The sequence below is a fragment of the Amycolatopsis kentuckyensis genome (assembly GCF_041679295.1).
In the GTDB taxonomy this organism is placed as follows: Bacteria; Actinomycetota; Actinomycetes; order Mycobacteriales; family Pseudonocardiaceae; genus Amycolatopsis; species Amycolatopsis kentuckyensis_A.
The window spans coordinates 1-12,513 of sequence record NZ_JBGDMD010000016.1; the positions used below are offsets into that span (position 1 = coordinate 1).

Annotated in this window: 13 protein-coding genes and 1 other RNA gene; 5 read left to right on the plus strand and 9 right to left on the minus strand. The window is 72.2% G+C overall.

The window, feature by feature from the left end:
• The 9 genes from ACERZO_RS45150 to ACERZO_RS45190 all read right to left on the minus strand — a co-directional run.
• Positions 1 to 235: hypothetical protein (locus ACERZO_RS45150; RefSeq protein WP_372672153.1), on the minus strand; the 235-nt coding region annotated here is incomplete at its 3' end.
• Between the two features lie 3 nt (positions 236 to 238).
• Entirely contained in the window at positions 239 to 721 is a 483-nt protein-coding gene (locus ACERZO_RS45155) for a hypothetical protein (RefSeq protein ID WP_372672154.1), read from the minus strand.
• A 9-nt stretch (positions 722 to 730) separates the two neighbouring features.
• Positions 731 to 1,000 (minus strand): hypothetical protein, encoded by a 270-nt coding sequence (locus tag ACERZO_RS45160; protein WP_364463711.1) that lies wholly within the window; start codon positions 998 to 1,000, stop codon positions 731 to 733.
• Between the two features lie 450 nt (positions 1,001 to 1,450).
• On the minus strand, positions 1,451 to 2,308 hold the full coding sequence (locus ACERZO_RS45165; protein ID WP_372672155.1) for an SCO6745 family protein: 858 nt from the start codon (positions 2,306 to 2,308) through the stop codon (positions 1,451 to 1,453).
• Positions 2,309 to 2,380: 72 nt separating this feature from the next.
• Positions 2,381 to 2,778, minus strand: an RNA gene (rnpB, locus tag ACERZO_RS45170) — RNase P RNA component class A.
• Between the two features lie 96 nt (positions 2,779 to 2,874).
• Positions 2,875 to 3,003: a hypothetical protein gene (locus ACERZO_RS45175; RefSeq protein ID WP_372672156.1), complete on the minus strand. Its 129-nt coding sequence runs from the start codon at positions 3,001 to 3,003 to the stop codon at positions 2,875 to 2,877.
• 6 nt (positions 3,004 to 3,009) lie between these two features.
• Entirely contained in the window at positions 3,010 to 4,260 is a 1,251-nt protein-coding gene (locus ACERZO_RS45180) for an NAD(P)/FAD-dependent oxidoreductase (protein WP_372672157.1), read from the minus strand.
• Positions 4,257 to 5,051, minus strand: coding sequence for a ferredoxin (locus ACERZO_RS45185; protein WP_372672158.1), 795 nt, complete (start codon positions 5,049 to 5,051; stop codon positions 4,257 to 4,259). Before ACERZO_RS45185 ends, ACERZO_RS45180 begins: the two co-directional genes overlap by 4 nt.
• Before the next feature lie 8 nt (positions 5,052 to 5,059).
• Positions 5,060 to 5,737, minus strand: a complete 678-nt coding sequence (locus tag ACERZO_RS45190) for a DUF4142 domain-containing protein (protein WP_372672159.1) — start codon at positions 5,735 to 5,737, stop codon at positions 5,060 to 5,062.
• 234 nt (positions 5,738 to 5,971) lie between these two features.
• On the opposite strand from ACERZO_RS45190, the gene ACERZO_RS45195 reads away from it, so the two are divergent.
• From ACERZO_RS45195 to ACERZO_RS45215, 5 genes are all read left to right on the plus strand, one after another.
• Complete coding sequence (locus ACERZO_RS45195; protein WP_372672160.1) at positions 5,972 to 6,550, plus strand: sigma-70 family RNA polymerase sigma factor; 579 nt, start codon at positions 5,972 to 5,974, stop codon at positions 6,548 to 6,550.
• On the plus strand, positions 6,547 to 7,209 hold the full coding sequence (locus ACERZO_RS45200; protein ID WP_372672161.1) for an anti-sigma factor family protein: 663 nt from the start codon (positions 6,547 to 6,549) through the stop codon (positions 7,207 to 7,209). The genes ACERZO_RS45195 and ACERZO_RS45200 overlap by 4 nt, the downstream gene beginning before the upstream one ends.
• Before the next feature lie 31 nt (positions 7,210 to 7,240).
• Complete coding sequence (locus ACERZO_RS45205; protein WP_372672162.1) at positions 7,241 to 10,012, plus strand: AAA family ATPase; 2,772 nt, start codon at positions 7,241 to 7,243, stop codon at positions 10,010 to 10,012.
• A 57-nt stretch (positions 10,013 to 10,069) separates the two neighbouring features.
• On the plus strand, positions 10,070 to 11,182 hold the full coding sequence (gene sfnG / locus ACERZO_RS45210; protein ID WP_372672163.1) for a dimethylsulfone monooxygenase SfnG: 1,113 nt from the start codon (positions 10,070 to 10,072) through the stop codon (positions 11,180 to 11,182).
• An 89-nt stretch (positions 11,183 to 11,271) separates the two neighbouring features.
• On the plus strand, positions 11,272 to 12,513 hold the full coding sequence (locus ACERZO_RS45215; protein ID WP_372672164.1) for an SLC13 family permease: 1,242 nt from the start codon (positions 11,272 to 11,274) through the stop codon (positions 12,511 to 12,513).

The following is a 12,513-nucleotide window of genomic DNA, read 5'->3' on the forward strand; positions in this document are numbered from 1 at the left end:
GCGGCGCCAGCCGGTACCAGGCGTAGACCTCGTACCCCGTGCGGACGAGGTGCCCGTCGATGCTTCGCACCGCGATCGACGGGGTATACGCGGGGATCGCCTGCTCGCCGGTCAGGCGACGGCCCTTGCCGGCCGCCGAACCGTTCCGCGGCGCGCGGACCTGCTCGGGCGGTTGCCATGCGCCCGAGTGCGTCTCCCGACCCCGTTTTCCTCGGCTACCGCCGCGACCGAACAACGACTACCTCCCGGCCCGAGCCGCGTTGCCGCGGCTCCGGCGCGCTCGTGGTGTTCCCTGGGTGAAGGCAGCACCCGGCGGCCCGCCGTGGTGCTGGTACTGCCGCCTCCGTTTGTGCTTCGGCAGCGGGCGCTCGGCCCGTACCCGGACGCGGCTGGCGCTGACCGCGCCACCCGTGCCCGTGGTCACCTCTCTGGGGGTGTTCAGCTCGCGCCCGGCCATCGCGACCACGGTGCCCAGCGGGCGCTCGTGGCTGATCTTGGCGGTGAGCAGCCGCGTGATCACGATGGTGGCGACGAACGCCCAAGCCGTCGAGAAGAACCCGAAGCTCCACCCCGCCCAGCGTTCGATGCCGAGGACGACGAAGAACGCCGGGATGCCGATGAGCCACGCGACGTAGCGGGCTCTCCAGGGAAAAGTCGCTTTCGGCGGGCCGAGCCACACGGCGTCGACCCGGTAGACCTCGTCATCAGTCCTGATCCGCACGCCGCCGCCTCAGCCGGTGAACAGGCCGGCGATCCACTGGCCCACGTTCACGCCCGCGCCGCTGACCGCGAGACCGATGATGGCGAGCGCGATGACCACGCCGGCGAGTCGCCGCATGACACCGGCGTTGTCGCCCTTGCCGCCGCCCAGCCAGAGGAGCAGGAGGGCCACGGCCAGCAGCACCAGGGGGATGATGTTGTCGAGCAGCCACTGGCGCACGTTGCCCGTGCCCAGTTCGCCGCCGGCGGCCAGCGTGTCGAGGGTGGTCAAGGTCATCATCGCGATACTCCCGGTGCGCGGTGGGGCCCGCGCGGCTGTGGCTCAGGCGGTGCTTCGAACATAATGGGGGCTACGAGGGGTAGTGGTCAAAGCGCGCTGCGTAGATGACGGCTGGCTTGTCAACCGGTGTGGCGGGCAGGGCACACGAAAACTCCACGCCCACCATCATCGCGGCAAGGGCCCTCGGGTTAAAGAGAGGGCACCCATCATTCTCAGTGTGCTGACGAACTCACCCCATTGCCCGGGATTTGCTCACTGTGGGTACTGGCACCGTGGCCGTTGTGCGGCCTGAGACAGTGTGACATGACCCGAACGGCCCCGTCGCCCGAGTCCGCTCTGTGACCGTCCTCCGGCCGGTCGGCGGCCATGTCGATCTTGGTGCCCCGAGTTGTCCGTCACACGGCGCTCAAAACCTCACACGCTTTTCACTACATAGCGTGATCTTCGCACTCAGGAGCGGCGCTGGGCGAAAACGCCCTTCGGGAACGCACCGGCCGCGACCACGCGGCGGGTGAGGTCGCGGCCCAGCTCCTCCAGCCGGGCCAGCTTCTCCGCCCCCAGGTGGTCCCACGGCGCCTTCGCGGCGGCCTCGGTGGCTTCTTCGACGCGGTCGCGGAGAGCGACGCCTTCGTCGGTCAGCGCGCCTTCGTCGTCGAGGACCCCGCGGTCGCGCAGGCGCTGCTGGGCGGCCGTCCACTGCTCGTCGCTCCAGCCGCGCGTCAGCTTGGCGGAGTCGACGGTGAACCCGGCGCCGGTGGCCACGTGCGTGACGAGCGCTTCGACGCCGCTCAGGCCGTTGAGGAGGAGGGCGGCGATGTGGCCGTCGCCGCGGTGCTCGCGCAGCAGCGTGATCGCGTGCCAGAGCGCGAGGTGCGGCGGCTCGGGCCAGTCCAGCCCGGCGTGGGCCGCGTAGAGGGGACGGCCTTCGACGGCGCACCCGGCGGTCGCCTCGCGGGCCAGCTCGGCGGCCTCGACGACCTGGTCGCCCTTGATCTCGTCTTCGCCGATGAGCCGGGTCAGGGCCTGGTCGACGCCCTCGAGCCGGGCGGCGAGGACCTGCTCCGGCGTAGCGAGGGTCCAGGCGCGCGGGATCACGCGCGCGACGACCTCGGGGTTGAAGTTGTAGAAGGTGGCGGCGACGACCTCGGGCCCGACGGTGCCCATCGCCGCGGAGCGGCTCGCGAAGTACGGCATCCGGCCGGGCCGCAGCCCGATGCCGGTGAGGGCCTGGTCCACCTCGGGCGCGAAGTACGCCAGAGCGTGAAGTGAGTCGAACGCCGACTTGAACCGCTTCTCGTCACCCGCCATGGGCGCACCCTACTACCGGGTAACCACGCGTGGACAGGCCGAAGGGGACGTTGCGTCCCCTTCGGCCCGGGGCGGACGAGCCGGCATGTAAGCCGGATCCTGTTCCCCGGTCGCTTCACGGCTCGCGGGGCGGCGGCCATCCATCTCGGCCTGCCGTCGCCGGCAGGCTCCAGCGGCCTACCCGCAGGCTCGGACGGGCCGTCCTCGAACGCCTGCGCAGAAGCCCGGGGGCTTCCTCTTGGCCTTGCTCCGGGTGGGGTTTACCCAGCCGTCCCGGTCACCCGGGACGCTGGTGGTCTCTTACACCACCGTTTCACCCTTACCCCGGCCCTCGCGGGCCGCGGCGGTCTGTTTTCTGTGGCACTTTCCCGCGGGTCACCCCGGGTTGCCGTTAGCAACCACCCTGCCCTGCGGAGTCCGGACTTTCCTCGGGCCGGGTGTCCCCGGCCCGCGACCGCCCTGCCTGCTCGTCCGCGGAGAGGATGGTAGCCCAGCGCCGGGATCCGGCTCGGCCGCGGACGCCTTGAATGACTCATTCAGGTCTTGGGAGGTCTTGAATGAGTCGTTCAAGGCGGGCGGGCGCGGCTCGGCGGGGGCGGGTAGGCGCGGGTCGGGGGCGGGGGCGGGTCCGGCTCGGCCGCGGACGTCATGAACGACTCGTTCATCGCGTCCGGCGCACTGAACGAGTCGTTCATGTCGGTTCAGTACCCGGCCGCGGCCCGGCTGTGGTGACTCGGCCGGTCGAGTTCCGGGGGCCGCTGCGGCGGCACCACCGCCGGCGCCGGGTGCTGGCGGGCCAGCTCCGCAGTCCAGTGCAGCACCGCCGCCGGGCTGTCGAGCCCGATCAGCCCGATCAACCGCCCGTCCCGCACGAACCCCGTGATCGGCCGCGTCCCCGGCACCGGGGACTCCAGAAGCACCGTGTCCGTGCCGAGCATCGGCCGGCCGGCGACCTGGATGCGGACGCCGTGCTGCTCCGACCAGTACCGCGGCACCGGTGTGTACGCCGGCGACCCCGTCGGCCCGGCCAGCAGGTTCTCCGCCGCCGCGCGGCTCATCTCCACGGCGTTCAGCCAGTGCTCGTCGCGCCGGGGCGTCGCGTCGTAGCGGAAGTTCGGCCAGCGGGCGACGTCCCCCGCCGCGACGATCGTGTCCGAGCCCAGTACGTGGCACGTCGGCCCGCAGACGACGCCGTCGTCGAGCGGCAGCTTCGCCCCGCGCAGCCACGACACCGCCGGCACGCTCCCGACCGCGACCACCACGCACGCGACGTCGATCGCCCGCCCGTCGGCGAACTCCAGGCCGACCGACGTCGTGCCCGGGCGCCAGCGGCGGATCGTCGTCCCGAGCTCCAGCCGGACGCCGCGGGCGGTGTGCAGCGCGGTGAGCCACTCGCCGATGTCGGGGCCGAGGACGTCGGCCATCAGCGCCCGCGCCCGGCCGATCAGGACCACCTCGCGGTTCATCTCGCGCAGGCTCGACGCGACCTCGCAGCCGATGAAGCCGTCCCCGACGACCGCCACCGGGCCGCCGCTGGTGGCCAGCGCCCGCTGCAGCGCCGTCGTGTCGGACAGGGTCCGGACGACGACGACCCGCGGGTGGCCGTGCGGCGCGCCGGGCATCCGGCGGGGCTCGACGCCGGTGGCGATGATCAGGCCGTCGTAGCGGACCTCCTCGTCGCGCAGGTGCACGACCTGCCGGTTGGGCGACAGCGCGGTGACCGGGCTGTCGAAGTACCACTCCGCGTCGACTTCGAGGGGGTCGGCGAGCAGTGTCTGCGCGCGGCTGACCGCGCCGGTCAGCAGGCTCTTCGACAGCGCCGGGCGGTGGTAGGCGATGTCGGGCTCGGCCCCGAGGACGACGACTTCGCCGTCGAACCCGAGTTCGCGCAGCCGTTCGGCGGCGCGCAGGCCGGCGAGGCCGGCTCCGGCGATGACGATGCGTTCGCTCATCGGGTGGCTCCCAACACGTGGATGGCTCTCGTGGGACAGGCGCGCGCGGCCGCGCGGACGTTCGGTGTTTCCCCGGCACCGGGCCGTTTCTCGTACTCGAGCCGGCCGTCGTGGCCGAGCTGGAAGACCCCCGGCGCCTCGGACTGGCAGACGCCGTAGGAGTGGCAGCGGTCGTCGTCGACGTCGACGCGCAGCGCGGCGACCTCGGGTTCGGGCTCGATGAGCCCGGCCCGGACGAGCACGGCCTCGGGCAGCACCCGCAGGGCCGACAGCAGCACCGGCGGCACGAGCAGGGTGATCCCGGCGAGCCAGACGGCCGCCAGGTGCCCGCTGGAGACGGCGCCGAGCCACGCGTGCACCGCGAGCAGCCCGATGGCGAGGTAGCCGGCCTGGTGGAAGCGCAGCCACCGGCCTTCCCGCGCCCGGCGCAGGCCCGCGGTGACCGACACGGCGACGACCAGCTCGAGGCCCGCGATGCCGAGGGCGTGCCGCGGCGAGCCGTCGTAGAAGGGCAGCAGGAGGTCGGCGACGCCGAAGGGGTCGTCCTCGAGGAAGAGGAACGTCAGCCCGTGCACCGTGCCGGTGGCGAGGGTGAACGCGGCGAGCAGGCCGTGGCCGGTGCGCAGCGCGTCCCGGCCGCTGAACCGGCGGACCCAGCCGGTCGCGGCGAGGACGCCCCAGCACAGCGTGAGGCACATGCAGAGGTAGGTGAGGCGGCCGGACAGCGCGGCGGCCTCGGCGATCCCGGTGTCGTGCGGCGACACCGGGAACAGCGCGGCGGTCGGGGACATGGACGGGCTTACCTCCGGGTGCGCGGCGGGGTCCTGCCGGGGGTTCCGAGCAGGCGGAGCAGGCCGAACGTGGCGACGGCGGCGACGGCCACGAAGCCGGCCCCGAGTGCGATGTCCCCGGCACCGAGGGTGTCGCCGGTGTCGTCTCCGGTGGCGGAGACGAGCAGGGACGTGGTTTCCGCGAGCCCGGTGCTTTCGAGCAGCGTCAGGTGGCCGAGCGCGGTGTCGACGGCGGTCTGGGCGAACGCGCGGACGTCGTCGTCGCGGGTGCCGGCGCGGACCGCGGAGGCGAGGGAGAAGAGGGTGCCGTACTCGGCGCGGAGGCGGTTGACGTAGGCGTGGTCGAACGCGTCGCCGGAGTCCGCGGCCAGTTCGCCCGCCCAGGCGCGTTCCTGCTCGGTCGGCTCGGACGGGAGGGTGAAGGCGAGCCGGTCGGCGACCGCGCGCAGGGCGACGCCGAGGCGGGCCTGGTCGTCGGCGATGCGGACGGCGACCGCGCGGACGCGCCGGTTGGTGGCGCGCTCGGCGGCCTGCCTGCTCGCCGGCGTCGCCCACAGCGCGTGCTGCTTCAGGCGCGTCAGCAGGGTGCGGTCGGTCTGCTGCAGCTCTCCGGCGGAAGCGGGGAGAACGCAGCCGAGCACGAGCGCGGTCGTGGCGGCGAACAAGGCCACGAATCGGAACGGCATCCGTTGTCCCTTCGCGAAGTAGTCCTCACTGGGGGTTACGGAGAAAAGGTGTGACGCGGTTCTCGCCGTCACCTTTTAGTGACTGTGACGTGCGTCACAGGACAGAATTTGAACCAGTCCGGTTATGGCCACCGCTAATGGGGCACGAAAACTAATGCATATGGCCTATTAAGTGTTTGTGCGCTACGCTCCGAAGGCCCCACGGTCCGCCAGTCAGGTGAGGTTGCGAGCTTTATGGAAGCACCGGGCAGAGAAAGTCACGGCCACGTCGGCCTCGCCCCGTCCGCGACCGCGGTCGCAGCGCGCCCCGACGCGGGAGACGACCTCGTCCCGCTGCTCTACAAGGACTTCCGCGCGACCCTGTTCGCGCAGGTACTGGCCCTGACCAACCATGACCGGCAGTGGACCGAGGATGTGGTGCAGGAGACCATGATCCGCGCGTGGCAGCACTCCGGCACGCTCGAACGCGAGCCCGGAATGCTGCGCGGCTGGCTGCTCACGGTGGCGCGCCGGATCGTCATCGACGGCTGGCGAAATCGCCGGGTCCGCCCGCAGGAGGTCGCTCTGGAGATCCCGGAAAACGCCGAACCCACCGACCGTACGGACAGTTCGTTAGCCGCACTAACGATTGGCCGGGCATTGTCGGAACTGGATGAGAAATATCAGGCCGTCATCGTCGAGACGTACCTCGCCGGAAACACGGTTCGGCAGGCGGCGACAATTCTGGGAATTCCCGAGGGAACCGTCAAATCGCGGTTGTACACGGCGATGCGGCAATTGCGGAAAGCGCTCGGGGAAGTGGCGGTCGGATGAGGGCGGAACACCGGACGGCGGCGGCCTACGAACTGGGTGTCCTCGACGACGCGGAAGAGTTCGAAACCCACCTGCGCGGGTGCCCCCGCTGCCGCGAACTCCTGGCGGAGCTCCACCCGGTGACCGAGGCCCTCGATGCGGCGGTCCGGCTCGGGTACCTGCCGAACAGCGGCGGGCCGGCCGGTGGGTTCCCGGCCCCCGGCGAGGTTCCGGCCTCCGGTGCCGGTCTCCCGGCCAGCGGTGGCTCCTCCGCCGGCGAGGTTCCGGCCTCCGGTCCCGGTCTCCCGGCCAGCGGTGGCTCCTCCGCCGGCGAGGTTCCGACCTCCGGTCCCGGTCTCCCGGCCAGCGGTGGCTCCTCCGCCGACAGCGACCCGGCGTCCGGTGGCGCCGTCCCGCAGCCTGACACCGGCTACCCGGCGCCGAGCGGCGGCGCGGCCCGGGGCCGGAAACCGGGTGTGTTCTCGCGCCGGCGGGGGATGGCCGCCGGCGCGCTCCTGCTACTCGCGCTCGGGGCGACCTCGACGGTCGCCCGCGCTGCCCGGCCGGCCACCGCGAGAGCCTGGTTCGCAACCGCTGCGTCCATCGTCTCCCCTGCTCAGGTCGTGGCCGGAACCGGCCGTGACCTGCGGGATCCCCCGTGGCGGGCCGGTTTCCAGTAGTCTGCCCCAACCCAACATGAAAGTCCTTACGGTGGATACCGAAGTAAATCCCGAGCACCCCGTCAGCGGGGCTTCGGTACCGAAGCGCCCCGCCCCGCGGCTCCCCGGCCGCGAGCCCGAGCTCAGCCGTCTGACCAGCCTGTTCCCCGTCGCGCTCGGCGGCACGGCCGCGAGCGCGGTGCTGGTCGGCGAGTTCGGCATGGGCAAGAGCGCCACCCTGCACGCCACCGCCGCGCTGGCCGCGGACGCCGGCTTCACCGTCGCGATCGCCACCGGGTCGCGGCTGGAGAGCCACCTGCCCGGCGGGCTCGCCCGCCAGCTGGCCGACGCGCTGGACCCCGGCTCGGCGCGGCTCCCCGCCGAGTGCGGCCCGGCCGGCGAGAGCGAAGCGCTGGACCGCTTCTTCCGGATCGTCCGCGACGCGACCGAGCGGGGTCCGCTGTTCCTCGGCATCGACAACGTGCACCTCGCCGACGCCTGGTCGATGCGCTGCCTCGCCTACATCCGGCACCGCGTGCTCGACCTGCCGGTGTTGATCATACTCACGTCCTTGATCGGCCACCCGCCGCACCGCGAGGTCGCGCTGCTGGAGATGGCGGGCTGCACGCCGGCGACGATCACCCTCAACGGCCTCGGCGACGCGGGCGCGGCGGAGATCCTCGGCCTCGCCCAGGGCGAGCTCGCGACCGCGTGCCGCGAGGCGACCGGCGGCAACCCGTACCTGCTGCAGGCGCTGCGCCCGCGGCTGCTGCCCGGCGCGGACCCGCAGGACCTCGGGTCGTCGCTGATCGGCCAGGTGCTCCACACGCGGATGGCGGAGTTCCCGCACGCGCCGGCGATCCTGCACGCCGCCGCGATCCTCGGCGAGGACGCCGGCTTCGACCTGCTGGCCCAGCTCGCCGGCGTCGACGAATTCGAAGCGCTGCAGGCGATCGACACCATGGTCCGGCTGCACGTGCTGAACAACAGCAACCGGCCCACGCTGACCTACCCGTTCGTCCGCAACTCCGTCCTCAAGGACATGCCGAAGACCACGCGCGCGGTCAACCACGCGCGGGCGGCGAAGCTGCTGTCGGAAGCCGGCGCGCCGGCCGAGCGCGTGGCCGCGCACCTGCTCGACGCGACGTCGATCCGGATCCCGTGGGGAGTCGACGTGCTGCGGCTGAGCGCGCGCAACGCCGTGTTCTCCGGCCGGTCCGAGCTCGGCGCGCGGTACCTGCGGCGGGCACTCGAAGAGCGGCTGACGTCGGGGCGCCGGGTGGCCGTGCTGCTGCAGCTGGCGCACGCGGAGTTCCAGGTCGACCCGCCCGCCGCGGCGCAGCGCGTGCGGGAGGCCGTCGACACGATCGGCAACCGCGACACGGCCGCGTTCATCGCGTCGGCCATGCTGCTGTCGCTGTGCGGCGGCCAGGACGCGCGGCTCGCGATCAGCGCGGCGGGCCAGATCGCGGCGCGGCTCGACGCGGGCGGGCCGGACGCCGTCTGGCCGCTGCTGTGCATGACCTACCTCGCCGAGGCCGGCAGCCGGCTCGGGCCGCCGCCGGAGTTCCGCGACTTCGAGGAGCAGTGGGCGCCGCTGACCGACCCGGCGGCGCAGCGCAGCCGCTCGGCGCTGCTGGCGCTCGACGCCGTCCGCAGCGGCGAGTCCGCGCAGGACGCCGTCGCGCACTTCGCGGACGCGATGACCGGCGACGACGGCGAACTCTTCGAGCAGCACTACTTCTTCACGCTGGCGACGTCGGTGCTCGCCGACGAGCCCACGCACGTCGACCGGCTGTGCCGCGTCCTCGACGTCGAGCGCGAGCCGTGGGACGTCCATGTCCCGCACGGCGCGCTCCCCACCCTGGCCCGCGGGATCGCGCTGCAGGCCAGCGGCGACCTGCAGCGGGCGAGCGTCCACTTCGAGTCGCTGCTGCGCCGCTTCGACGAGCGCGGCGGGACGACGACGTGCCCGGTCGGCGTGCTGTGCGCGGCGAAGCTCGTCGAATGCTGGGTGGACCTGGGCCGGTTCGAGGCGGCGACGTCGCTGCTGGACCGGATGGACTTCGTCGCGAGCCAGGGCCTGTTCACCCACACCTACCTCCTGTACGCGCGCGGCCGCCTGCGCGTCGCGACCGGGTACACGCGGTTCGGGTTCGAGGACCTGCTCAGCTGCGGGCGCCGGCTCGCGCACCACGGCATGCGGTTCCCGGGGTTCGTGCCGTGGCGCGCGCACGCGGCGCGGGCGGCGTTGGCGCTGGGCCAGGCCGACGACGCGGCCCGGCTGGCCGAAGAGGACATCAACGCCTCGGCGCGTTGGGGCGCGGCGCGTCCACTGGGCACGGCGTTGACGACGATGGGGCTCGTCCGCGAGGACGACGAAGCCGAGCGCGCGCTGACGAAGGCGATCACGACGCTTCGCTCGTCACCCGCCCGGCTGCAGCTGGCGACGGCGCTGACCGAGCTCGGCACGCTGCAGGCGCGGCACGGCCAGTCCGAGAAGGCCATCGAAACCTTGCGGCAGGCCGTCGAGCTGAGCGAACACTGCGGCGCGCGTCCGCTCGCCCGGCGCGCGGCGGAGGAACTGCGGTCGGCCCGGCGGGCGCTGACCCCGGCGAAGGACAACGAGCACGGCCTGACGCGGCAGGAGAACCGCATCGCCGTCATGGCCGCGCAGGGGCTGACCAACCGCGAGATCGCGACGGCGCTGCACCTCACGCGGCGGACGGTGGAGCTGCACCTGTCCGGCGCGTACCGCAAGCTCGGCATCCCCGGGCGCGCGGAACTCGGTGGCGCACTGGCGAAGTCGCAGCGCGGCGGGTGAGTTCCCACCGCGTGGACGCGCGTTGACCGTCTCCGGCGCCGTTGCTCTACTCGGGCCATGTCCCTCGAAGAGCCGTTGAAATTCGCCTACTGGGTCCCGAACGTGAGCGGTGGCCTCGTCACGTCCGACATCGAACAGCGGACGGACTGGGGTTACGAGTACAACAGAGATCTGGCTGTGCTGGCCGAGAACAGCGGGTTCGAGTACGCGCTCTCGCAAGTGCGCTACACGGCCAGCTACGGTGCCGCGTACCAGCACGAGTCGACCGGCTTCAGCCTGGCGCTGCTGCTGGCGACGCAGCGGCTCAAGGTGATCGCGGCCGTCCACCCGGGACTGTGGCACCCCGGGGTACTGGCGAAGTTCATCGCGAGCGCCGACGTGATCTCGGGCGGCCGCGCGGCGGTCAACGTGGTGAGCGGCTGGTTCAAGGGCGAGTTCACCGGCCTGGGCGAACCGTGGCTGGAGCACGACGAGCGTTACCGGCGGTCCGAGGAGTTCATCCGCGTCCTGCGGGAGCTGTGGACGAACGACCACGCCGAGTTCCGCGGCGACTTCTACCGCATCCACGACTTCGACATCAAGCCGAAGCCGGTGGCGGCCCCGCACCCGGAGATCTTCCAGGGCGGCAATTCCACGGCGGCGCGGAAGCTGGCGGGGAGCGTGTCGGACTGGTACTTCAGCAACGGCAAGGACTTCGACGGGTTCAGCGAGCAGGTCTCCGAGGTGCGGGGTTACGCCTCGGAGAATGCGCGAACCGTCCGATTCGGACTGAACGGGTTCGTGATCGCGCGTGAGTCGGAGAGCGAAGCTCGCGCGGTCCTGAAGGAGATCGTCGCGAAGGCGAACGTCGAGGCGGTCGAGGGGTTCCGGTCGGCGGTGGCGCAGGCCGGGAAGTCCACTTCGGACTCGAAGGGCATGTGGGCGGACTCGGAGTTCGAGGACCTCGTGCAGTACAACGACGGGTTCCGGACCAAGCTGATCGGGACGCCGGAGCAGATCGCGGACCGGGCGATCGAGTACAAGAAGCGCGGGGCGAACCTGCTGCTGCTCGGGTTCCTGCACTACCTGGAGGACGTCGAGCACTTCGGGAAAGAGGTGCTGCCGGTGATCCGGGCGAAGGAACAGGACCTCGCCCGCGGCGCGGCCACCCCGGAGCCGCTGGGGGTCTGAACCCTCGCCCGCGGGGGCGCCCCCCGTTTTCCACGCTACCCGAGGGCACCGACAAAACCGGCGGGCTCGGCGTCGATTAGCGTGGGTGCGTGAACTTCTGGGCCGGGGCGGGAAGCCTGGCGCTCCTCGCCGCCGTGCTGGTCTTCGCCATCGTGCGCCCGCGCGGCTGGCCCGAAGCCGTCGCCGCGGTGCCGGCCGCCGGGCTCGCGCTCCTGCTCGGCCTCGTGCGGCCGGAGGCGGCCGGGGACCGCGCCGTCGAGATCCTCCCGACCCTGGGCTTCCTGGCCGCGATCCTGCTTTTGTCCTTTTTGGCCAGTGTGGACGGCGTCTTCACCTGGCTCGGCAACCGCCTGGCGGAGGCGTGCCACGGCAAGCCCCGCCGCCTGCTCGTCCTCACCTTCGCCGCGGCGGCCGGGGTCACCGCGATCCTCAGCCTGGACGCGACCGTCGTCCTGCTGACCCCGGTCGTCCTCGCGACGGCCACGAGCCTCAAGCTGCCGCCCCGCCCGCACGTCTACGCGTGCGCGCACCTGGCCAACTCGGCGTCGACGCTGCTGCCGGTGTCCAACCTGACGAACCTCCTGGCCTTCGCCGCGTCGGGGCTGACGTTCGCCGGCTTCACCGCGGCGATGGCGTTGCCGTGGCTGGTCACGATCGCCATCGAGCTGCTGGTGTTCCTTCGCTTCTTCGCCACCGACCTGCGCCCGCGCGAGACGGCCGACCCGAAGCAGCACCTGGAGACGCCGACGTTCGCGCTGGTCATCCTGGGCCTGACCCTGGTCGGCTTCGGCGTCGGCCAGCTGGGGCACGTGGAGCCGGTCTGGATCGCGACGCTGGCGTCGCTGATCCTCGGCGTCCGGGCGCTGGCGATGGGCAAGATCAAGCCGTGGCAGCTGGTCACCGAGGCGTCGCCGCAGCTGATCTTGTTCGTGCTCGGGTTGGCGGTGGTGGTGGAGGCGGTGTCGGAGCACGTCCTCGGCGGGCTGCTGCGCGACGTCCTGCCGACGTCGACGGGCCTGCTCGACCTCCTGGTGGCGGCGGGGGTGGCGGCCCTGCTGGCCAACCTGGTCAACAACCTCCCGGCGACGCTGATCCTGCTGTCGGTCCTGGGCCCGCACCCGGCGCCGGGCGTGCTGCTGGCGGTCCTGCTGGGGGTGAACATCGGGCCTAACGCGAGCTACTTGGGCTCGTTGGCGACGCTGCTGTGGCGCCGGACGCTGCCGGAGCACCCATCGGCGAAGACGTTCCACGCGTTGGGGGCGATCACAACGCCCCTGTGCCTGGTAGCGGCGACCGGGGCGTTGTGGCTCAGTCTGGGTCTGGTGACGTGA